We start from the raw sequence: 21561 nt of genomic DNA on the forward strand, positions 1-21561 counted from the left end.
TTCGAAGTCGAAGGTCCGGGCGCTCACTTGTTGGGCATCTGCTGCTGGGCCTTGGCGAGCTTCTCCTTGACGGACTCGGTGGTCACCTCGCGTCCGTTCGCGGCGTCGGCGAAGAGTTCCTTGACGGCGGTGCCGACCGCGGTCTCGAACTGCGACTCGTCGGGCACCTGGGGCAGGGCCGCGGCGCTGGTGGCGAGGGTCTCGCGCAGGACGGCGGTGCCCTGGGTGTTGAACGCCGGGTCGGACTGGGCGGCCTTGACCGGCGGGATGGAGCCGTACGCCTTGTTGAGGAGCTTCTGCTCGGCGTCGCTGGTCATGAACTTCACGAACTTCGTGGCGCCGTCGAGGTTGTCGCTGTTCTTGAAGACGGCCATGTTGATGCCGGCGACCATGGAGTTGGTGGCCTTGCCGGCGCCCGGCGTGCCGGACGGGACGGGGGCGGGGGCGACGCCCCACTCGTCGTCCTTCATGCCCATGGTCTTGAAGGTGGCGGAGGCGGTCTGCCACAGGACCATCGCGGTCTTGCCCTTGGCGAAGTCGCTGAGGGACTGGTTCTGCGCGTACTCGGCGTTGCCGGGTGCGATGACCTTGTCCTGGGCCATCAGGTCGACGTACTGCTTGACGGCCGCGACGGCGCCGTCGGAGGTGAAGTCGGGCTTGCCGTCGGCGGTGAAGAAGTCGGCACCGTGCTGCTTGGCGAGGACGAAGACCTGGTGGATGTTGTTGGACAGGTTGGAGCCCTCGGCGCCCAGGCCCCACTTGCCGTCCTTGGAGATCTTCTTGCCGGCCGCCACCAGTTCGTCCCAGGTGGCCGGGGGCTTGGTGATGCCGGCGTCGGCGAACATCTGCTTGTTGTAGTAGAGCGCATAGGCCATCGAGTACAGCGGGACCGCGGCCGGGTCCTGGCCCTCGACACCGGTGGAGCCGAGCGCGGAGTCGACGAAGCGGTCCTTGCCGCCGATCTTCTCGAAGTTCTTCGCGTCCCAGGGCAGCAGGGCGCCGGTGGCCTGGAGGGAGGCGCTCCAGGTGTTGCCGATGTTCAGGACGTCGGGGCCCTGTCCCGAGGTGGTGGCGGTGAGGATGCGGTTCAGCAGGTCGGACCAGGGCACGACCTCCAGCTTCACCTTGATGCCGGTCTCCTTCTCGAACTTGTCGAGTTCGGGCTGGAGGACCTTCTTGTCGACCTCGACGCTGGCGCCCTGGTTGGAGGCCCAGTAGGTGAGTTCCTTCGGCGAGTCGTTGGATCCGCCGCCCGAGGAGGAGCCTCCTCCGCAGGCCGTGGCGGCGAGTGCGAGAGACAGGGTGACGGCGCCTACGGCCGCGGCTCGGATGCTGCGCATGGCTCCTGGGTTCCTTCCGGGAGTCGGTCGGGAAGCGTCCCGACGGCGGCCTCGGTTGTTTCCTTCCCGAGGCCCCTCATGGCTTAATTTAGGACGTGAGTTAAACCCCGAGAGAAAGACTCGTCAAGGTCTCGCGCACGTTCGAGGGGCGTGCGGGGGCGGGAAAGGAAGGGGCCCGATGGCCAGGCACGGCGGGCGCACGGTCCGTGACCTGCGGCGGGAGAGCCGCAGCGCCGTTCTGCAACGGTTGTATTTCGACGGGCCCATGAGCCGGCTCGCGCTGGGCTCGGCGGCGGGCCTGAGTTCGGGGTCCGTCAGCAACGTCGTCGCGGAGCTGATGGCCGACGGGCTGGTGGAGGAGGCGGGCAGCCTCGGCGCGGACGGCGGCCGCCCGCGCACCCTGGTCCGCGTCGCGGCGGACCGGGGACGCCTCGTCGGCGTCGACGTCGGCGAGACCCGCGTCCGCGTCGAGCTGTTCGACCTCTCGATGTCCGAACTGGCGCGCACGGAGCGCGTGCTGCCCGGACACGGCTCGCGCTCCTACGACGTCGGCGTCGTCGCCGGGCACATCCTCGACGGCGTCGCGGAGGTGCTCGGCGCCGACGGCGCCGCCCGGGGGGCCGGTGAGCTGCTGGGCGTCGGCATCGGTGTCCCCGGCATCGTCGAGCGCACCGCCGCGGGCACTCTGGTGCACGGCCAGACCGTCGGCTGGGACGCGGTCCCGCTGGAGGCGCTGCTGCGCGGCTCGGGCCGACTGCCCGCGCACGTGCCGCTGTTCATCGAGAACGGCGCCAGGACGCTGGGCCAGGCCGAGATGTGGTTCGGCGGCGGACGCGGTGCCCGCAACGCCGTGGTGGTGCTCTTCGGCTCCGGGGTCGGCGCGTGCGTCGTCACCGACGAGGTGGAGCAGGGGCGTGCGGTGGAGTGGGGTCACCTGACCGTACAGGTGCGGGGGCGCCGGTGCCGGTGCGGGGCGCGGGGGTGCCTGGAGGCGTACGCCGGTGCGGAGGCGCTGCTCGCACGGTGGCGGGAGGCGGGCGGCCAGCCGCCGCCCGGCGCCGACGAGGAGGCCGCGCTCACCGCCCTGCTGTCCGCCGCCCGGCCCGGGGGCGGGGACGCGCCCGACCCGGTGGCGGCGGACGTCCTCGCGGAGACCGCCGAGTACCTGGGCGCGGGACTGGCCGACCTCGTCAACCTCTTCCAGCCCGAGCGGATCCTGGTGGGCGGCTGGGCGGGGCTCCAGCTCGGCCCGGCCTTCCTGGAGTCCGTGCGGGCCCACACCCTGGCCCACGCCCTGCGGCACCCGGCCGGACGGGTGGGCATCGCGCTGGGCCGCCTGGGCCCCGACGCGGTGACGGTGGGCGCCGCGACCCTGCCGCTGGCGGCGTTCTTCGCCCGCGGCGGCCGTCGGGTGCCGGTCGACTCGCCCGCGCAGGCGCCCGCGTGGCGGGCGGCGCTCGGGGGGAGGCTGGCGGGGCAACGGGGCGGAGCGTGACTGCGTGCGCGGCACCAGCGGTGACAGAGGCGAGGACCGGGGGCCGAGCGGGGCGGGGCGGGGCAGGCGTGCCAAGGCGGGGCGGGCCGGGCGTGACACGGCGAGTCAAGCGAGAGGGAGAACGACGAGACGGTGGGCCGAAGGCACCGATCTCGACCGCTTCCCACCTGCCCCACCGACCCCGGCCCACCTCGCCCGCATCGAGGCCGCGATCCCCTGAGCGGGCCCTGGCACCGGGACCTGGCACCGGGCCCTGGCACCGGGCCCCGGACCGCTACGCCGAGTCCCGTACCACCAGCTCCGGGTCGAAGATCACCGACGTGGGTTCGGTGCGTGTGCCCTTGATGTGGTCGTCGAGGAGGCGCGCCATCGTGGCCGCCATCTCCTCCACCGGCTGACGGACCGTGGTCAGCCGGGGCCGGCAGGTGACGGCCACGCTGGAGTCGTCGAAGCCGACGACCGCGACGTCCTGCGGCACCCGGCGTCCGTGGTCGCGCAGCACCTGGACGGCGCCCTGGGCCATCAGGTCGTTGCCGGTGAACACTCCGTCGGTGTCGGGGTGTTCGGCGAGCAGTGCCGTCATCGCGGCCATGCCGCTGTCCACGGTGAAGCCACCCTCGGCCACCGGCACGTAGGGGTGTCCGTGCCGCGCCAGGGTGTCACGGAAGCCGGCCAGGCGTTCCTGGCTGGCCGCCACCGCCAGCGGGCCCGCGACGGTGGCTGTCCGGCGGCAGCCCCGCTCCAGCAGGTGCTCGGCGGCGAGCCGGCCGCCGTCGCGGTGGGCGAGGTCGACGTAGCTGAGCGGCACGGGGCGGCCCGGCCGGGCGAAGAGCACCGCGGGCAGTCCGGCGCCGGCGAGCAGTGCGGGCAGCGGGTCGTCGGGGTGCGTGGACACCACCAGCGCACCGTCCGCGCCGCCCTGTCTGAGGTAGGCCACGACCTCCTGTCTGGCCTCGGGGGTCTCGGCGAACATCAGCACGGGATGCATCCGGCGCGGCCGGAGGTGACCGACCACGCCGCCGACGACGCGGCCGAAGAACGGGTCGGCGAACACCCGCGTGGCGAACGCGTTCTGTTCCGTGTCCGAGGCGTCGCCCGCGCCCGAGACGACCAGGGCGACGGTCGTGGTGCGCCGGGTGACCAGTTGCCTGGCGGCCTGGTTGGGCGCGTACCCGGTGCGTTCGATGGCCCGGCGGACCAGGTCCTGGATGGCCGGGTCGACGTTGCGGACGCCGTTGACCACCCGCGAGACGGTGGCCCGGGAGACGCCGGCCTCCCGGGCCACGTCCTCGAGGGTCGGGGCCTGTCTGCTCATGCCCGCACCCTAACCGTCGAGGTCGGGCGGGTGGTAGAGCGCTCTCCGGCGCGCTCCGCGCAGTGGGCGCTCCCCTGCCTCACTCGTCGGGCGCGCGCACCACCTCCAGGTCAGCGGCCAGCGGCACGTCCCCCGCCGACCTCCCGGCCAGCACCCGCCAGTGCCCCGCCTCCGTGCGCCAGGCGTGCTCCGCCACCGACCAGTGGCACAGCGCCCGCGCGGGGACCCGCACCGTCGCCGTCACCGTCTCCCCCGGGCGTGCCCGCACCGCCGCGTACCCGGCGAGCCACCGTACGGGACGGTCGAGCACCGAGGCGGGCCGGGCGAGGTACACCTGCACGACTTCCCTGCCCGCCCGCGCACCGGTGTTGCGCACCCGTACGCCCACGGTGAGGTCGTCCCCCGTCCCCGCCGTCGCCGTCGTCCTCACCGGGACGGTCAACTCGTCGTAGGACCAGGTGGTGTAGCCGAGTCCGTGGCCGAACCAGTAGGCGGGCGTGTGCCGGTGGCGCAGCCAGCCCCGGTAGCCGAGGTGCAGTCCCTCGTCGTAGGCGAGGCGGCCGCCGTCCGGGCGGGTGCGGGTGACCGGGGCGTCGGCGAGGGCGGCCGGCCAGGTGGTGGGCAGCCGTCCGCCCGGCTCGGCGCGCCCGAAGATCACGTCGGCGAGTCCGGCACCGCCCTCCTGTCCGGGGAACCAGGCCAGCAGGAGCGCGCCCACCCGCTCCCGCCAGGGCAGTTCCACCGGGCCGCCGCTGTTGACGACGGCGACGGTGCGCGGGTTGGCGGCCGCCACGGCGCGGACCAGCGCGTCCTGGGTCGCGCCGAGCGCCAGGTCCGTACGGTCGTACCCCTCCGACTCCCCGTGCTCGGTGGTGCCGACGACCACGACGGCCGCGTCCGCCTCGGTGGCCGCGCGGGCGGCCTCGGCGAGTGACGCGGTGGCGTCCGGGGCCGGCGGCGCCGCGACGACGACGGTCGCCCGGCCGGTGCCGGGCGCCAGGTCTCGGCGGGCCACCAGGAGTGCGTCCCGGCCGGTCGGGAGGTCGGCGCCGGCGTACTGGGCGGGCGGGTTGACGTGCACCACCGCCGGGTCGTCGGTGACGGGCGGGAAGTCGCCCTCCAGGAGGACGCGTCCGTCCAGGGTCAGGCTCATCCGGCCGAAGCCGGCCACGCCCAGCGTCCAGCGGCCCGCGGTGCGGGGGCGCAGCCGGGCACCGATCTCGACGGTGTGCGCGCCCGGCACCAGGCGGGGCTCGAGCAGCCGCCCGTCCAGACGCCGTTCGGCGTACAGCTCGCGGCCTTCCGCGTCGAGCATCCGCAGCAGGACGCCGGGCAGGCCCGAGCGCGGGTCGGTGCAGGTCTCCTGGTCCAGCGGGGGTGCGGGACCGTCGGGTCGGGGCCCCGGGACGTGGACGACGCGGGCCCGGCCGCGCAGGGCGGCCCGGATGCCGTCGAGGACGGACACCTCGTCCTGCGGGAAGACGCCCGCGCTGCCGCCGCCCTGGGCGCGGGTCCGCGCGGCGTGCGCGCCGATCACGGCGACCGTCCCGAGGCGCTCGGTGTCCAGCGGCAGGACGTCCTTGTTGGCGAGCAGGACGGTGCCGGCGGCGACGGCACGGCGGACCAGGCCCCGGACGTCACGAGTGGCTGACGCCGCGCGGGCCGAAAAGCGCTGGCCACCGCGCGGCTCGCCCGCCGGCGGTGGCAGGGGCGAGTCCCGGCCGCCCATCGCGCCCAACCAGGCCGCGAGCCGCAGCAGTCGCCGTGCCTTGTCGTCGACGGCCTCCTCGGGCACGTCGCCGTCGGCCACCGACCGGGCCAGCGCCTCGCCCCAGGGCCCGTCGGGTCCCGGCATGGCGAGGTCGAGGCCGCCGCGGGCCGTGTCCACGGTGCCGCGCACGGCTCCCCAGTCGGAGACGACGACGCCGTCGAAGCCCCACTCGCTCTTCAACGGATCAGTGAGCAGGGCGTGCGCGGTCATAGTAGTGCCGTTGACCGCGTTGTACCCCGCCATGACGAGCCGCACCCCGGCCGCCACCGCCGCCTCGAAGGGCGCGAGGTAGACCTCCCGCAGCGCGCGTTCACCCACCCGCACGTCGACGGTGAGGCGGTCGGTCTCGGAGTCGTTGGCCACGTAGTGCTTGGCGGTGGCCGCCACGCCGTGGGCCTGGACGCCTCGGATCAGCGCGGCGCCGATCCGGCCGGTCAGCTCGGGGTCCTCGGAGAGGCACTCGAAGTGCCGGCCGCCCAGCGGACTGCGGTGCAGGTTCAGGGTCGGCGCGAGGAGGACGTCCACCTCCTTGCGCCGGGCCTCGGCGGCGAGCAGACCGCCGAGGCGTTCGACGAGGGACTCGTCCCAGGTGGCGGCGAGCGCCGAGGCCGAGGGCAGCAGGACGGAGGTGATCCGCTCGTCCCAGGCCTCGCCCCGTACGCCCGCCGGGCCGTCCGACATCACCAACTCTCGCAGCGCCAGCGCGGGTTCCGCCTTCGTGCGCCAGGTCGTGGCGCCGGTCAGCAGCAGCGCGCGGGCGCGCGGCGTCAGTTTGCCGAGCAGCCGGTCGACCTCTTCGTCACTCGTCCCCACCTGGGCGTCCCTCTCGTCTCGTCCCGCGACGTCAGCTGTAGACGCCGAACTCGTACAGCGAGTAGCCGTATCCCGTGCCGCGGGCGGTCCCGTTGACGCGTACGTAGCGGCCCGCACCGGTCACGTCGAGGGTGTCGACGCCGCCGTTGCCGTCGGTCACCGTGGACACGGTCCGCCAGTTCTGCCCGTCGTCGGAGGTCTGGACGGTGTAGGCCTTGGCGTAGGAGGCCTCCCAGTACAGCTGGACGTGCCGGAACGTGGTCCGTGTGCCCAGGTCCACCTGGAGCCACTGCGGGTCGCTCCAGTCGCTGGCCCACCGGGTGTCCGGGTTGCCGTCGACGGCGTTGGCGGCGGTGCAGGGGCAGTCGCCGTAGCTCGGCTGGAAGGAGGAGGCGGTGGCCGGCCTGCCGAGGGCGACGTTCGTGCCGTCGACGGCGGGCGGCACGACCCGCGCCGAGAGGGTCTCGACGCCGACGTTGCCCTTGCCGTCGGTGGCCTTGACGTACAGCTTCCAGACGCCGGGCCGGTCGGGGGCGGTCACCTCGAGGCGTCCGCCGCCGAGGTCGGTGAAGGGCAGCGGTGTCAACTGCTTGCTCTGGTCGATGTAGTTGCTGTTGGCCAGCACCTCGTACGCGATCGGGTCACCGTCCGGGTCGGCGGCGCGCACGGTCAGGACCAGGTCCCCGCCCGCCTGCACCTGGCCCGCGTCGCCCTCGACGCCGAAGCCGGAGACCACGGGCGGGGTGTTGTCGCGCGAGGTGTCGCCGCCGTAGGCACGCTTCACGGCGTAGTACGACAACCGTTTCTGCCCGGCGGGAAGCAGGTTGAACCAGATGCCGCCGAAGTCGTACTCGGTGCCGTAGTGGAACAGGGTCGCGCCGAGGGCGACGCCCCGGTGGCCGGTGACGCAGTTCCAGGCGTCGGTGTAACCCTGCGCCTTGGCCTGGTCGGTGGGTTCCCTCGGGACGCCGTTGGCGTCGTCCGGCACCTCCCACTCGCCGGCCGGTCCGGACTCGGTGACGATGTACGGCTTGGTGTAGCCGCCCTGTTCCCACGCGGAGCGCACGTCGCACACGGCGTCGTAGGAGTTGACGGCGTACAGGTCGAGGTCGGGGGCGTTCTCCTTGTAGTAGGGCCAGGCACCGACCCAGGCGTCGGTGGAGGTCACGGGGTGGTTCGGGTCGACGGCGTGGATCTTCTTGGCGACGTCGTTGACGAAGGTGGTGTAGGCGTCGCGCTGCCGCTCCAACTCGTCGCCGCCGAAGCAGTTCTGCAGGCCCAGCACCGACTCGTTGCCGACGTTCCACATCAGGACGCCGGGGTGGTCCTTGTACTCCTGCACCCAGCGCGGAAACTCGGCGAGCATCTGGTCCTTGTACGCGGTGTCGGTCAGGTAGTTGACGCAGCCGCCGCTGCCCGGACCGCCGCCGGGCTGGAGCCAGAAGCCCGCGATGACCTTGACGCCGTGGGCGGCGGCCGAGTCGAGGAGGGGGCGGCTGCTCGCGTCGGTGCCCCAGGTGCGGATGGTGTTGACGCCCATGGATGCCAGGTCGGGCATGTATCGGTCGGCGTCGGCGGGGGACGGGCCCCAGGTGAGGCCCTTGACCGTGTACGGGTCGCCGTCCACGGTCAGTTGCCAGTTGCCCTGGCTTCCGGTGACCTTCACGACGCTGCCGGCGGCGTGCGCCTGTGTCGCGGGGAGGGCGGTGAGGGCGCCGACCGTGAGCAGTCCGGCGGTCAGGGAGGCGGTGAGTCTACGGGTGGGGCGTCGTCTCATGGGGGTGTGCCTCGTGGGGGCGTGTCTCATGGGCGTGTGCCTCATGAAGGTGTGACTCATGGGGGGGTCTCCGGTCTGCGGTTTCGCGGGCAGGGCGGCCCGGCCGTGGCGGGGCGTGGACGGCCGGGCCGGTCCGAGGGGCGGGGAGGGCCGGGTCAGGGCAGTTCGTAGTCCTCGTTCAGTGCGGCGCCGGCCTCCGGGTGGGTCTGGTCGTAGCCGCGCGCGTCGCACTGCAGCCCGCCGACGATGCAGTGGCCGACCATGGCGGCGAGGGTCGGCTCGTCCCAGGCGTTGAAGAAGTCGTAGTGCCACGAGTAGCTCGCGCCACTGGCCAGTCGTACTCGGGAGAGGTCGCCGTTGACCGGGAAGGCCATCTTGAACTCGATCATCGGCAGGGCAACGGGGTGGTCGGCCGGGCAGATGTTGTTGTTGGTCCCGGGGTTGACCACGGGGTACGCCATGTGGCTCTTGTGGTCCGGCGTGTCCAGGTTCTTGCCGTCCCAGCAACTGGGCGCCTGGAAACGGATGTTGACCTGGACGTCCCGGCGTTCGGGACAGTCGGCCGGGAAGTCGACGTTGAAGAAGCTGTCGCCGCACTCCCAGCCCTCGACGAACCCGGGGTGGTCGCGGAACTCCTGGGCGCTCTGCATCGGGCTGGCGACGACGTAGCGCAGGCCCTTCGGGAAGGGCCGCACGCTGGTGTAGTCGGTGACGCCGGCCTTGTAGTAGATCGTCTGCGGGCCGACCGGGAGCACCGGGTGGTCGCCGTCGTACATGGTCGGCATCCAGTAGCCCGAGCGGTCGCCGGGCGCGAGACAGGTGGTGGACCCGGCGTCGAGCGAGGCCGTGGTGCTGTACGCGTTGGTCGTCGTGTTGCCCATGAACGTGTGGTCGTGGGACTTGCCGGGCTGCTGCGGGAAGACGATCGGGTCGTCGGGTGCGGTGTGGGTGACCGAGCAGTTGGCCTGGAACTCGTGGAAGTAGCGGTGCGGCGGCTCCTTCGTGGACGGGGTGACGCCGGTGACCGGCGGGTTCGCGGGGATGTAGCCGTCACCGTCCGGGTCCTCGGGCGAGGCGGCGGTCGAGACCGCCATGGTGTGTCCGGAGTGCGCGGCTTGGGCCGGGGCGGACGCGGCAGGGGTGTCCGCATTGGCAGCGACCGTGCCGATGCCGATCGAGGTCAGCAGTAACGCGCTCGTGACGAGGGCGCCGGACAGAACTTTCGATCTCCGTGGCATGGAGACCTCCTGAGAAGGTCGGGGAAATTCTCGGAGAGCGCTCTCCCGATTCGGAGTGTTGAGGGCACGAGGGGAGGGTGTCAAGGGATTCGACGGACTCGACCACCGGCACACCAACACACCTCGCTCCCCCACTTGTTGAACACAGGACACGAGAAGCGGTCGCAACTCTTGACGTGTCCGTGTCGACGGATGAAGAGTGCACTCCCAGAGAGCGCTCCCCCACCCCCACTGCGTTCACTTCCCGAACAAGGAGAGCCGACCCCCCATGCCCTCTTCCCCCACGCACTCCCCTACGCCCGAGCACTCCGGGCCGCGCCGCCGCAGCCTCCTCGGAGCGGCCGCGGCGGCACCCGTGCTGGCCTCACTGGCCGGCGCGGGATCCGCCTCCGCGGCACCGCTCCCTTCCGCCGCGACGTCCGCCGGCTCCGCCGCTGCCGGGCCCCGCGCACTGCCCGGCGGCGGCGATCTGGGGCCGAACGTCATCGTCTTCGACCCGTCCACGGCGAACATCCAGGGCCGGCTGGACGAGATCTTCAAGCAGCAGGAGTCGGCCCAGTTCGGCACCGGCCGCTACGCGCTGATGTTCAAGCCCGGCACCTACAACGGCCTCAACGCCCAGCTCGGCTTCTACACCTCCATCGCGGGCCTCGGTCTCTCCCCCGACGACACCACCATCAACGGCGACGTCACGGTCGACGCCGGCTGGTTCGACGGCAACGCCACGCAGAACTTCTGGCGTTCGGCGGAGAATCTCGCCCTGGTCCCGGTCAGCGGCACCAACCGCTGGGCGGTCTCGCAGGCGGCGCCCTTCCGGCGCATGCACGTGCGCGGCGGCCTCAACCTCGCTCCCGCCGGCTACGGCTGGGCCAGCGGCGGCTACATCGCCGACAGCCGGATCGACGGCGAGGTCGGCCCGTACTCCCAGCAGCAGTGGTACACCCGGGACAGCTCGGTCGGCGGCTGGCTCAACGCCGTCTGGAACATGGTGTTCTCCGGCGTGGAGGGCGCGCCCGCGCAGAGCTTCCCCGAGCCGCCGTACACCACGCTGGAGACCACGCCCGTCTCCCGTGAGAAGCCGTTCCTATACCTCGAGGGCGACGAGTACCGCGTCTTCCTCCCGGAGAAGCGCACCGAAGCCCGCGGCGTCTCCTGGGGCAACGGCACCCCGCGCGGGACCTCGCTGCCGCTGTCCCAGTTCTACGTGGCCAAGCCGGAGGATTCGGCGGACACCCTCAACCAGGCGCTGGAGCAGGGCCTGCACCTGCTGCTGACGCCGGGGATCTACCACGTCGACCGGACCGTCGACGTCAAGCGCGCGGGCACGGTCGTCCTCGGTCTGGGCTACGCCACGCTCATTCCCGACAACGGTGTCACCGCGCTGAGGGTCGCCGACGTGGACGGCGTACGACTCGCCGGATTCCTCGTCGACGCGGGGCCCGTCAACTCCGCGACGCTGCTGGAGGTCGGGCCCGAGGGCGCGTCCGCGGACCACTCGGCCAACCCGACCACCGTGCAGGACGTGTTCGTCCGGATCGGCGGCGCGGGCCCCGGCAGGGCGACCACCAGCATGGTGGTCAACAGCCGGCACACCGTCGTCGACCACACCTGGGTGTGGCGCGCCGACCACGGCGAAGGCGTCGGCTGGGAGACCAACCGCGCCGACTACGGCGTGGTCGTGAACGGCGACGACGTACTGATCACCGGCCTGTTCGTTGAGCACTTCAACAAGTACGACGTGCAGTGGAACGGCGAGCGCGGCCGCACGGTCTTCTTCCAGAACGAGAAGGCGTACGACGCCCCCGACCAGGCCGCGATCCAGAACGGCTCGATCAAGGGATACGCCGCCTACAAGGTCGGGGACGACGTCACCGAGCACGAGGGCTGGGGCATGGGCAGCTACTGCTACTACAACGTGAACCCGTCCATCGTGCAGCACCACGGCTTCGCCGCGCCCAACCGGTCCGGGGTGCGCTTCCACGGGCTGCTCGTGGTGTCGCTGGGCGGCCAGGGGCAGTACGAGTGCGTCATCAACGACACGGGCGCGCCCACGTCGGGGACGGACACCGTGCCGTCGAAGGTCGTCCAGTACCCCTGAGCCGTGATGCTCCGGGCGCCCCTGAGCGGGGGTGCCCGGGGCAGAAGGGGGCGGCCGTCTCCCGTGGAGTTCGCAGGTCTCAGTGGCGGCAGGTCATCCGGCATCGCCCGGGGTCGCGTTCGGCATGCCCGGTGACTGGGCGATCTCCCGTTCGGCGGCTTCGATCAGGGCCAGTGCGGCCTCGGCCGCGGCCTCGGGGTCACGGGCTTCCACGGCCCGCACGATGGCGCGGTGCCCCGGCAACGAGGCTTCCACCGCTCCCGGGGTCTGCGTGCTGATGAGGAAGCTGTGCTCCAGGGCGATCTCGACGGCCCGGCCGAGTGAGCCGAGGAGACGGTTGCCGCTGGCGGCGAGCAGGGCCCGGTGGAAGGCGAGGTCGGCCTCGACGTAGCCGCTGCGCCCCGGTGCCGCCGCCGCGGCCTCCATGGCGGCCAGCGACTCGTGCAGGACGCGCAGGTCGTCGGGTCCGGCCCGGTGGGCGGCGAGCCGGGCCGCCTTCGGCTCGACGATCAGGCGCAGTTCGCCCGTGTCGCGCAGCAGGGACGCGGCGTCCCCGTCCTGCTTCCAGCGCAGGACGTCCCGGTCGAGATGGTTCCAGTGCTCCGGCGGCAGCACCCGGGTGCCGGTGCGCGGTCGTACCCGCAGCATCCCCTTGGCCATCAGCGCCTTGACCGCTTCTCGCACCACGCCTCGGCTGACGCCGAGTTCGGCCGCGAGCGCGTCCTCGACAGGCAGCGGGTCCCCCGGGTTCCAGACGCCGCCCACGACGCGCCGCCCCAGCTCGTCGACCACACGCTGGTGCGTGGTGGGGAAGTGTTCCACGATCTCTGCCCGCCCCCTGGACGCCATTCATCGAATCATTTAATGATTGTGGCACAGGGTATGGCCCCGCGGACCCTCACCCGAGAACGCCCCTTCGTGAGACGGACGACGCCACAGCCGACGGGAGTGACCGCATGACCGACGGGCAGAGGACGAGCCGACGCAGCCAGGCATGGTTCGGCGCACAGGGCCGCGGCGGAATGATCTACCGCTCCTGGATGCGCAACCAGGGGCTCGGGCACGAGGTGTTCGACGGGCGCCCCGTCATCGGCATCGCGACCAGTGCCTCCGAACTCGCCCCGTGCAACGCCCATCTGACCCACGTCGCCGAAGCCGTCAAACGCGGCGTGTGGCAGGCGGGCGGGCTGCCGCTGCAGTTCCCCACCATGGCCACCGGCGAGACCCTGATGCGCCCCACCGCCATGCTGTACCGCAACCTGATGGCGATGGAGGTCGAGGAGCTGATCCGGGCCAATCCGCTCGACGGGGTCGTGCTGCTGTCCGGCTGTGACAAGACGACCCCCGCCATGCTCATGGGCGCCGCCAGCGTCGACCTGCCCGCCGTGATGGTGACCGGCGGGCCGATGCTCAACGGCAAGTACCGGGGGCAGGACGTGGGGTCCGGCACCCACGTGTGGAAGTTCGAGGAGGACCTCAAGGCCGGCCGGATGACCCAGGAGGAGTGCTTCTTCGCGGAGGGCTGCATGGCCCGCTCGAACGGGCACTGCATGACGATGGGGACCGCCTCGACGATGGCCTGCGTGGCGGAGGCGCTCGGCATGCAGCTGCCCGGCTCCGCGGCCTGGCCCGCGGTCGACTCCCGCCGGATGGAGACCGCGCAGGCGGCCGGGCGGCGCATCGTGGGGATGGTGGAGGAGGAGCTGCGTCCCTCGCGGATCCTGACCCGGGAGGCGTTCGAGAACGCCGTCCGGGTCAACGCGGCCGTCGGCGGCTCCACGAACGCCGTCATCCACCTCACCGCCCTCGCGGGGCGCGTCGGCGTCGAGTTGAGCCTGTCGGACTTCGACGACCTGGTCCGCGAGGTGCCGACCCTGGTCAATCTGATGCCCAGCGGCAAGTACCTCATGGAGGACTTCTGCTACGCGGGCGGCCTGCCGGCCGTCCTGGCCGAGCTGCTCAAGGGCGAGCTGCTGCACGGCGACCAGATCACGGTCACGGGGCGCACCGTCGCCGACAACACCGAGCACGCCGAACGCGTCGGCTCCGACGTCATCACCCCTCTCGACGCCCCCTTCCAGCCGGCCGGCACCGGCATCGCCGTGCTCCGCGGCAACCTGTGCCCCGACGGGGCCGTGATCAAGCAGTCCGCCGCCTCACCGCACCTGCTCACCCACCGCGGCCCCGCGCGCGTCTTCGACTCCCCGGAGGCCTACCACGAGGTGGTCGACGATCCGGAACTCGACGTCGACGAGAACACCGTCGTCGTCATCCGCAACGCCGGTCCCAAGGGGTACCCCGGTATGCCCGAGGTCTCCAACGTCCCGCTCCCCGCCAAACTGCTGAAAGCCGGCGTCAAGGACATGGTGCGGGTCTGCGACGGCCGGATGAGCGGCACGGGGTACGGGACGGTGGTCCTGCACGTGGCGCCCGAGGCCGCCGTCGGCGGACCCCTCGCCCTGGTGCGCGACGGCGACCCCGTCGTCCTCGACGTCCCGAACCGCACCCTGCACCTGGACGTGGACGACGTCGAGCTCGCTCGGCGCCGGCAGCTGTGGAGGGCCCCCGCCGAGCAGTACGCCGGTGGTTACACCTGGCTCTACACGCAGCACGTGGAACAGGCCGACCGGGGCGCCGACTTCGGCTTCCTGCGCGGAAGCCGCGGCCACGAGGTCCCCCGCGACTCCCACTGAGCGCGGTCCCGGGCCACCGCACTCCCCCGAACCCAGGAGAGCATCGATCGTGGAATCGGCAGCAGCGCACCCTCGTCCGGTCCTCACCAGCGCCTGTGTCCTGCCCCAGGACGCCGACCGCGCGGCCCTCGTCGCACGGGTCCACGCCCCGGAATGGGACGGGCCGTGTGTGGCCGCGGTGCGCGGGGAGCATGTCGTCGACCTGACGGCCGTCGTTCCCACCGTCTCCGACCTCATGGAACGCGACGACGCGGCGGCCGTCGTCCGCGAGGCCGACGGAGGACGCGTCTGGCACCTGGACGAACTGCTCGAAGCACCCCCCGGCCGTCGTGACGTTCCCCACCTGCTCGCGCCCGTCGACCTCCAGGTGATCAAGGCCGCCGGTGTGACCTTCGCCAGGAGCCTCATGGAACGCGTCATCGAGGAGCACACGGGCGGCGACCCGGCGCGGGCCGCCCGGGTACGAGTCCGTGTCGAGCGGGCGGTGGGCGGCGCGCTCGACGGTGTCCGTCCCGGATCGCCCGAGGCGGACAGGGCGAAGGAACTGCTCGTCGCCGAGGGTCTGTGGTCGCCGTACCTGGAGGTCGGCATCGGGCCGGACCCGGAGGTCTTCACCAAGGGGCCGGTCCTGTCCGCGGTCGGCGTCGGCGCCGACATCGGAGTGCTCGGCGCGTCGGTGTGGAACAACCCCGAGCCCGAAGTCGTCCTCGTCGTGGACTCGCGCGGCCGTGTACGCGGCGCGACGCTCGGCAACGACGTCAACCTCCGCGACATCGAGGGACGCAGTGCCCTGCTGCTGGGCCGTGCCAAGGACAACAACGCCTCCTGCGCGATCGGCCCGTTCATCCGCCTGTTCGACGACGGCTTCGACCTCGACACCGTGCGCGGGATCGACGTCGGCCTGCGGATCGACGGCCCGGAGGGCTACGCACTGCACGGCAGCAGCTCCATGCGCGAGATCAGCCGCGACGTCCTGGACCTGGTGGCCGCCACGCACGGTCCGCACCACCAGTACCCCGACGGCTTCGTGCTGTTCACCGGCACCCTGTTCGCCCCCACCGAGGACCGACGGGCACCGGGCTCCGGCTTCACCCACGAGCACGGCGACGTCGTACGCATCTCCAGCCCGCGACTCGGCACCCTGGTCAACACCGTCGTTACCAGCGAGCAGGCCGCGCCGTGGACGTTCGGCGTACGCGCGCTGACGCGCAGCCTCGCCCGGCGCGGCGTGCTGTGAGCCACCGGGGCGTCAGGCGGCTCCCGGCGGGCGGCCCGGCTCCCGGCCGAACATCGACCGCAGGCGTCGCGTGTGGTCCGGGTACCGTGCGCTCCCGGTCAGCGTGACCCCGGCGACGAGGCGGTGATCCGCGCTGGAGGCGGCCAACCGCAGTTCCAGCTCGCCCGGTTCGACCACGCGCCGGCCGTCCCGTCCGGTGAAGGAGGCGAGGTCGGCCGGGACCGTGGCACGCAGACGTACGGCCTCGCCCGGCTCCAGGTCGACCCGGGCATGGCCGACGAGACGCTGCACCGGCTGGACGACGGAGGCGACGGGATCGTGCAGGTACAGCTGGACGACCTCCGTTCCGGACCGTTCGCCCGTGTTGCGGACGGTGAAGGCGAGACGGAACTCGCCGTCCGTCGGTGCCTCCCGCACGTCGACCGTCAGGTCCGTCCAGTCGAAGCGCGTATAGGACAGGCCGTGGCCGAAGGCGAACGCGGGCGTCGGGTCGACGTTCGACACCGTGCCGGCGTGGGCGAGCCGCGCGCCGAGGTAGGTGGCCGGCTGCGAACCGGGCCCGCCGGGCACGCTGACCGGAAGCCGCCCGGAGGGATTGACGCGGCCACTGAGCACACCGGCGATCGCGCGCGTCCCCTCCTCCCCCGGAAAGAAGGACTGCACGATCGCGGCGCACTCCCCCACGGCACGGCCCAGTGCGTACGGCCGCCCCGCGAGCAGCACGGCGACCACGGGGGTCTCCTGGTCGAGCAGGGCGTCGAGCAGCTGTTGCTGCGCCCCCGGCAGCGCCAGCGTCTCGGCGTCGCACCCCTCACCGCTGGTGCCCCTCCCGAAGAGCCCGGCGCGGTCCCCGAGCACCACGACGGCGATGTCGGCCTCGCGTGCCACACGTGAGGCCTCCGGGATGCCGGTGAGCTCCCCGTCGTCGATCCCGGTGCCCCGGGAGAGCGTGATCTCGGCCTCGGGGAACTCTGCGGCGAGGGTGTCGCGCAGCGTCGGCAACTCGATGCCGTGCGGGGTCCCGGGGTGGCGGACGCCGATGTGCTGGGGGAAGGAGTAGCAGCCGAGTACGGCGGTGGGCTCGTCGGCGTTGGGACCGAGCAGGGCGATGCGGCGAGGCCGGTCCAGCGGCAGGGTGCCGTCGTTGCTCAGCAGCACCACCGCCTCCTGAGCGATCGTGCGGGCCAGTTGCCGGTTCTCCGGCGGGTCCAGGTCGATCCGGCCCCTCAGGGCTTCCGGATGGTCGAGATCCGCCCCTTCCAGTGCGGCCGGCACCGGATTCCAGTCCGGATCGAGCATGCCGAGCCGCGCCTTCTGCGTGAGTGTCCGGCGCAGGGCCCGGTCCACCAGCGCCTCCGGGACGCGCCCTGCTGCGACGGCCTCGGCCAGGGGAGCGCCGTACGTCTTGACGTTGGGCAGCTCGACGTCGACGCCCGCCCCCAGCGCCAGCGCGGCGGCGCCGGCCCAGTCGGCCGCCACGCCGTGCAGCGTCTTGAGGAAGGCGATGGCGAAGTAGTCGGCGACGACGGTGCCGTCGAAGCCCCAGGTGTCGCGCAGCAGCCCGGTGAGCAGGTCCTCGTCGGCCGCGGAGGGGACGCCGTCGGTGTCCGTGTACGCGTTCATCACGGACCGGGCGCCGCCTTCTCGTATCGCCATCTCGAACGGGGGCAGCAGGACGTCCGCCCGCTCGCGGGGGCCCATGGAGGAGGGCGCGAGGTTGCGGCCGGCGCGTGAGGCCGAGTAACCGGCGAAGTGCTTGAGGGTGGCGACGATCCCGGCCGACTCCAGCCCGCGCACGTAGGCCGTACCGACGGTGCCGACGAGGTACGGGTCCTCGCCGATGGTCTCCTCGACCCGGCCCCAGCGGGCGTCCCGCACCACGTCCAGGACGGGGGCGAGTCCCTGGTGGACGCCGACGGCGCGCATGTCGCGGCCGATGGCGGCGGCCATGCGCCCGACCAGGTCCGGGTCGAAGGTGGCACCCCAGGACAGCGGGACCGGATAGGCGGTCGCGCCCCAGGCGGCGAAGCCGGCCAGGCACTCGTCGTGGGCGAGCGCGGGAATGCCGAAGCGGTTCCCGGCGGCGATCCGGGCCTGGGTGCGGGCCAGGGAGAGCGCCCCCAGTGCCGGGTCGACCGGGACCGTCCCGAAGGGCCGGGTCAGCTGGCCCAGCCCGGTGGGCAGGAGCGCGTCGAGATCGACGGCCTCCTCCATGTCGTGCTGGTGCGGGGCCACTTCGTCGCCGTCGTCGGAGGCGCCCACCCAGACTCCGTACAGCTGGGCGGTCTTCTCGGCGAGCGTCATCGCGGCGACGAGGGCGTCGACGCGTGCGGTGACGGAAACGGTGGTGTCGTTCCAGAGCGGGGCGGCGGTGGTGTTCTCTTCGGCCACGTTGGCGTTCACTTTCCTCCCACGTCGGCGTCGGTCAACGACTGAATCCGGCGGTCAGACCGCTCAGCAACTGGCGGCGGCCGAAGGCGTACAGGATCAGGACGGGCAGGGTGGTGAGGACGACGGCGGCCAGGACGGCGGGGACGTTGACCCCGTACTGGCCCTGGAAGGTCCACAGCGCGAGGGGCAGGGTCCGGCGCTGCGGGCTCTGGGTGAGCACCAGTGGCAGCAGGAATCCGTTCCAGATGGTCAGTGCGTTGAAGATGGTCACGGTGAGAATGGCCGGTCGGGTGAGCGGTGCCGCCAGCCGCCACATCGTCGTCCATTCGCCGGCGCCGTCGACCCGCATCGAGTCGAACAGCTCTTTGGGCACGTCCCGGACGAAATTGGCCAGCACCAGCACCGACAGCGGGATGGCGAAGGCGACGGACGGCAGGATCAGCGCCAGCAGGCTGTCGTACAGCTGGAGTTTGATGATGATCAGGTAGACGGGGATCACGGTCGCCTGCAGCGGGATGGCCAGGCCCATGAGGAACAGTCCGTTCATCGCGCGCAGTACCCGCATGCGCGGGCCTCGGACGATCGCGTAGGCCGCCATGAAGGAGAACACGACCGCCGGCACCACGGCACCCACCGTGACCACGACGCTGTTCGCGAAGTAGCGGACGAAGTCGGACTCGATGACCAGCCGGTAGTTGTCCAGCGTCGGGTCGGCCGGAGGCACCAGCGGGTTCTCGGCGTAGTAGCGGCTCTGGGCCTTGAGACTGGTGATGAGGGTCCAGTACAGGGGTACGGCGACGACGACCAGCCAGAGCCAGCCCGCCAGGCCGCCGGCCCAGTTGCGCCGGCCGGTCGTCCGGGGCGAGCGGTGTGGCCGGCCGCGCTCGGCGGCCTCGGGCGGCCGTCGCGCCTCGGGCAGTGTGGTGGTCACCTCAGGCTCCCTCGAGTTGGCTCGCGCCGGCGTCCCGGCCCCCGAGCCTGCGCAGCAGCAGCGCGAGGGCCAGACCCACCAGGACCAGAATGACGGCGATGACGCTGGCCGGTCCCATCAGGCCGGCCTGGAATCCCCGCTTGTACATGTCCAGTGCGAGCACCCGGGTGGCGTCCCCGGGACCGCCCTCGGTCAGCACGAAGATGAGGTCGAAGAATGTCAGCGACCCCACCACCATCAGCGTGGACGAGGTGATGACGGTGTACCTCAGCTGGGGCAGGGTGATGCTGAAGAACTGCCGGACGCGTCCGGCCCCGTCCAGCTGTGCCGCCTCGTAGAGGGACTTGGGTATCTGTTGAACGCCGCCTTGGTAGATCAGGGAATGGAACGGGACGAACTGCCAGGAGACGACGAAGACGACGACACCGAACGCGAGCCCCGGCCGCCCCAGCCAGTCCTGGATCAGCAGCGGTAGCTTCAGCCCCGCCCCGAGCCCGAAGTTGGGGTCCAGCAGCGCCTTGTACGCGATCGCGATGGCGGCGGAGCTGAGCATCAGGGGGATGAAGTAGACCACTCCCAGCACGGCGCGGTACCGCTGGCGGCCCGCCAGGAACGTCCCGAGAAGAATGCTCAGCGGCGTCTGAACGGCCCAGGAAACGGCCATCACCAGGAACGTCACCCACAGGGCGTGCGGCAGCCCGGGGTCGGTGAGCACCGCGCGCCAACTGTCCAGCCCCGAGCCGTGGATGGTGCCGATCCCGTCCCAGGTGGTGAAGCTCAGCGCGAAGACACCGACGAGCGGAACCACCGCGAAGCCGACGAAGACCACCAGCGCGGGCGTCGCCAGCCACGGCAGGATGCTGCGCGGTGGGCGACCGGGCGACTGGCCCGTGTGTGAGCTCATGTGCCGATGACCGCGTTGAGGTTGCGGGCGAACTGCTGCGGCGAGACGGACAACTGAAACAACTTGGCGACGTTGTCCAGCAGGGTCTCGGCGGCCGTCGGGCTGAGTGCCTGGTCCCAGGACTGAACGAAGGTCTTGGCCTTGCTGGCGATGCCGTAGTTGACCTGGAGGAAGTCGGCGCTCTTGGAGGCGGCCAGGAGCTTCTCCGTGCCGACCCGGACCGGAACGGACCCGTTGTCGATCCACGCCTTCACCTCGGCGTCCTGGAGGACACCGGTCGCGAAGAACTCCTTGGCGATCTTCTTCTCCTCCTCGGTGGCCTTGGCGGAGAGGGAGAGGTACTGGGCGGGATTGCCGACCGCGTTGCTCGGATCGCCCTTGCCGCCGTCGACGGGCGGGAAGTTCATGTAGCCGAGGCTGCCACTGGGGACGAAGTCACCGCCGTCGGCCTGCTGGATGCCGTACGACCAGGCGCCGTGCAGCATCATCGCGGCCTTGTCGGTGTAGAGCAGCGCCTGGTCCGCGTTGGAGTCCGCGGTGATGGACGAGAAGCCCTTGATGAACCCGTCGGCCTCGACCAGCTCCTGCACCCTGGTCAGCGCGGTGATGGCGTCCGGGTGCGACCAGGCGTCCTTCTGGCCGTCGATGACGGCCTGGAACACCTCGGGACCGCCGATCCGGTCGAACAGGAACTCCAGCCACATCATGTTCGTCCACCGGGACTGCCCACCGAGGGCGAACGGCGCTATGCCCTTCGCGTTGAACCGGGGCACCAGCGCCATGATGTCGTCCCAGGACTCCGGTGGCTCCGCGCCGGCCTTCTCGAAGACCCTCTTGTTGTAGTAGAGGACGATCGGCTGCACGGCGTCGCACGGCACCGCGTAGATCTTGCCGTCCACGGTCGCCGCGCCGAAGGACGACGGGAAGCGTGACTGCTTGACCTCGGGATGCTGGTCGAACCACGAGGTGAGGTCGTCGACCTGGCCGGCTTCCGCATAGGTGCGCAGCGTCCCGCCGCCCCAGCCCCAGATGACGGTGGGCGCCTGCCCGGCGCCGATGGCCGTCTTGATCTTGGTCTTGTAGGCGTCGTTCTGGAAGGTCGTGTCCTTGATCTCGCTGTCCGGGTGGGCCTTGTTGAAGGCGTCCACCGCACCGGCTCGGACGCCTTCCTGCGGTTGGCCGTTCAGGTACCAGTACGTGGCTCCGCCGCCGCTCTTGCCGGGGCCCGACGAGCCACAGGCCGCCAGCGCCGCGGAGACCGGCAGGCCGGCGGCCATGCCTAGGAGAGTACGTCGGGAGAGCGCCATGTCTTTTCTCCGCACCCGAGAGCCGTCGGCTTCTCGTGACTCGTGGTGAAAGGTTTTCGAAAGTGCCTTCTCCGAGCTCTGCTCATGAAAGTTAGGGAGCAGACTGACAGGGTGTCAAGGTACGTGCGGAGGCGTTCTCCTGCCTCAAGAATCGTTGCCATGACTGGTGCTTGACGATCCCCAAGGAGCTCCGACAGCCCCGAAACAGTTTCGAAACGCATGACTGACGGGCAGAGAAGGTGGGGTGACAC

At 71.7% G+C, this 21561-nt stretch carries 14 protein-coding genes; 4 read left to right on the forward strand and 10 right to left on the reverse strand.

All coding sequences use genetic code 11. From position 1 onward, the window contains the following. Positions 1-23: 23 nt before the first annotated feature. Positions 24-1340 carry an ABC transporter substrate-binding protein gene (locus Sco07f_RS20700; RefSeq protein ID WP_054099598.1) on the reverse strand — a complete coding sequence of 439 codons (1317 nt, stop codon included), beginning with the start codon at positions 1338-1340 and terminating at the stop codon, positions 24-26. Positions 1341-1518: 178 nt separating this feature from the next. Between Sco07f_RS20700 and Sco07f_RS20705 the strand changes: the two genes are divergently transcribed. Then, positions 1519-2835: an ROK family protein gene (locus tag Sco07f_RS20705; RefSeq protein WP_108988726.1), complete on the forward strand. Its 1317-nt coding sequence runs from the start codon at positions 1519-1521 to the stop codon at positions 2833-2835. A 274-nt stretch (positions 2836-3109) separates the two neighbouring features. On the opposite strand, the gene Sco07f_RS20710 is transcribed toward Sco07f_RS20705, so the two are convergent. The 4 genes from Sco07f_RS20710 to Sco07f_RS20725 all read right to left on the reverse strand — a co-directional run bounded on the left by Sco07f_RS20710 (position 3110) and on the right by Sco07f_RS20725 (position 9749). Continuing rightward, positions 3110-4150 (reverse strand): LacI family DNA-binding transcriptional regulator, encoded by a 1041-nt coding sequence (locus Sco07f_RS20710; protein WP_108988727.1) that lies wholly within the window; start codon positions 4148-4150, stop codon positions 3110-3112. A 79-nt stretch (positions 4151-4229) separates the two neighbouring features. Beyond that, the gene (locus tag Sco07f_RS20715; RefSeq protein WP_108988728.1) at positions 4230-6734 is read right to left on the reverse strand and encodes a glycoside hydrolase family 3 C-terminal domain-containing protein; all 2505 of its coding nucleotides are present in this window, start codon (positions 6732-6734) and stop codon (positions 4230-4232) included. A gap of 31 nt (positions 6735-6765) precedes the next feature. After that, entirely contained in the window at positions 6766-8511 is a 1746-nt protein-coding gene (locus Sco07f_RS20720; protein WP_108988729.1) for a discoidin domain-containing protein, read from the reverse strand. A 155-nt stretch (positions 8512-8666) separates the two neighbouring features. Beyond that, complete coding sequence (locus Sco07f_RS20725; protein ID WP_007387712.1) at positions 8667-9749, reverse strand: DUF1996 domain-containing protein; 1083 nt, start codon at positions 9747-9749, stop codon at positions 8667-8669. A gap of 268 nt (positions 9750-10017) precedes the next feature. Between Sco07f_RS20725 and Sco07f_RS20730 the strand changes: the two genes are divergently transcribed. After that, complete coding sequence (locus Sco07f_RS20730; protein WP_007387706.1) at positions 10018-11847, forward strand: pectate lyase-like domain-containing protein; 1830 nt, start codon at positions 10018-10020, stop codon at positions 11845-11847. 93 nt (positions 11848-11940) lie between these two features. Here the strand turns inward: Sco07f_RS20730 and Sco07f_RS20735 are convergent, their stop codons facing one another. Continuing rightward, positions 11941-12696 carry a FadR/GntR family transcriptional regulator gene (locus tag Sco07f_RS20735; RefSeq protein WP_054099593.1) on the reverse strand — a complete coding sequence of 252 codons (756 nt, stop codon included), beginning with the start codon at positions 12694-12696 and terminating at the stop codon, positions 11941-11943. Positions 12697-12803: 107 nt separating this feature from the next. Here Sco07f_RS20735 and Sco07f_RS20740 point away from each other — a divergent pair, with 107 nt between their 5' ends. Beyond that, complete coding sequence (locus Sco07f_RS20740; RefSeq protein ID WP_108988730.1) at positions 12804-14540, forward strand: IlvD/Edd family dehydratase; 1737 nt, start codon at positions 12804-12806, stop codon at positions 14538-14540. Positions 14541-14589: 49 nt separating this feature from the next. Continuing rightward, the gene (locus Sco07f_RS20745) at positions 14590-15777 is read left to right on the forward strand and encodes a fumarylacetoacetate hydrolase family protein (protein ID WP_108988731.1); all 1188 of its coding nucleotides are present in this window, start codon (positions 14590-14592) and stop codon (positions 15775-15777) included. A gap of 12 nt (positions 15778-15789) precedes the next feature. Here Sco07f_RS20745 and Sco07f_RS20750 read toward each other — a convergent pair whose 3' ends face one another. The 4 genes from Sco07f_RS20750 to Sco07f_RS20765 are packed head-to-tail and all read right to left on the reverse strand — an operon-like array spanning position 15790 to position 21310. Next, complete coding sequence (locus Sco07f_RS20750; RefSeq protein WP_108988732.1) at positions 15790-18180, reverse strand: beta-xylosidase/alpha-l-arabinosidase; 2391 nt, start codon at positions 18178-18180, stop codon at positions 15790-15792. Between the two features lie 22 nt (positions 18181-18202). Beyond that, positions 18203-19099, reverse strand: coding sequence for a carbohydrate ABC transporter permease (locus Sco07f_RS20755; protein WP_007387709.1), 897 nt, complete (start codon positions 19097-19099; stop codon positions 18203-18205). A 1-nt stretch (position 19100) separates the two neighbouring features. Next, positions 19101-20003 carry a carbohydrate ABC transporter permease gene (locus tag Sco07f_RS20760; protein ID WP_087788810.1) on the reverse strand — a complete coding sequence of 301 codons (903 nt, stop codon included), beginning with the start codon at positions 20001-20003 and terminating at the stop codon, positions 19101-19103. Continuing rightward, a complete protein-coding gene (locus Sco07f_RS20765) occupies positions 20000-21310 on the reverse strand; it encodes an extracellular solute-binding protein (protein ID WP_087788811.1) in 1311 nt (436 codons plus the stop codon). The genes Sco07f_RS20760 and Sco07f_RS20765 overlap by 4 nt, the downstream gene beginning before the upstream one ends. Positions 21311-21561: the final 251 nt, after the last annotated feature.

This window comes from Streptomyces coelicoflavus (assembly GCF_003112555.1).
Lineage (GTDB): Bacteria > Actinomycetota > Actinomycetes > Streptomycetales > Streptomycetaceae > Streptomyces > Streptomyces coelicoflavus.

Bases quoted from the DNA above. Each gene is read 5' to 3' on its own strand.
- Sco07f_RS20730 (WP_007387706.1), top strand. From the start codon at position 10,018: ATGCCCTCTTCCCCCACGCACTCCCCTACGCCCGAGCACTCCGGGCCG.
- Sco07f_RS20765 (WP_087788811.1), bottom strand. From the start codon at position 21,310: ATGGCGCTCTCCCGACGTACTCTCCTAGGCATGGCCGCCGGCCTGCCG.
- Sco07f_RS20720 (WP_108988729.1), bottom strand. From the start codon at position 8,511: ATGAGACGACGCCCCACCCGTAGACTCACCGCCTCCCTGACCGCCGGA.
- Sco07f_RS20710 (WP_108988727.1), bottom strand. From the start codon at position 4,150: ATGAGCAGACAGGCCCCGACCCTCGAGGACGTGGCCCGGGAGGCCGGC.
- Sco07f_RS20700 (WP_054099598.1), bottom strand. From the start codon at position 1,340: ATGCGCAGCATCCGAGCCGCGGCCGTAGGCGCCGTCACCCTGTCTCTC.
- Sco07f_RS20725 (WP_007387712.1), bottom strand. From the start codon at position 9,749: ATGCCACGGAGATCGAAAGTTCTGTCCGGCGCCCTCGTCACGAGCGCG.
- Sco07f_RS20735 (WP_054099593.1), bottom strand. From the start codon at position 12,696: ATGGCGTCCAGGGGGCGGGCAGAGATCGTGGAACACTTCCCCACCACG.
- Sco07f_RS20740 (WP_108988730.1), top strand. From the start codon at position 12,804: ATGACCGACGGGCAGAGGACGAGCCGACGCAGCCAGGCATGGTTCGGC.
- Sco07f_RS20760 (WP_087788810.1), bottom strand. From the start codon at position 20,003: ATGAGCTCACACACGGGCCAGTCGCCCGGTCGCCCACCGCGCAGCATC.
- Sco07f_RS20705 (WP_108988726.1), top strand. From the start codon at position 1,519: ATGGCCAGGCACGGCGGGCGCACGGTCCGTGACCTGCGGCGGGAGAGC.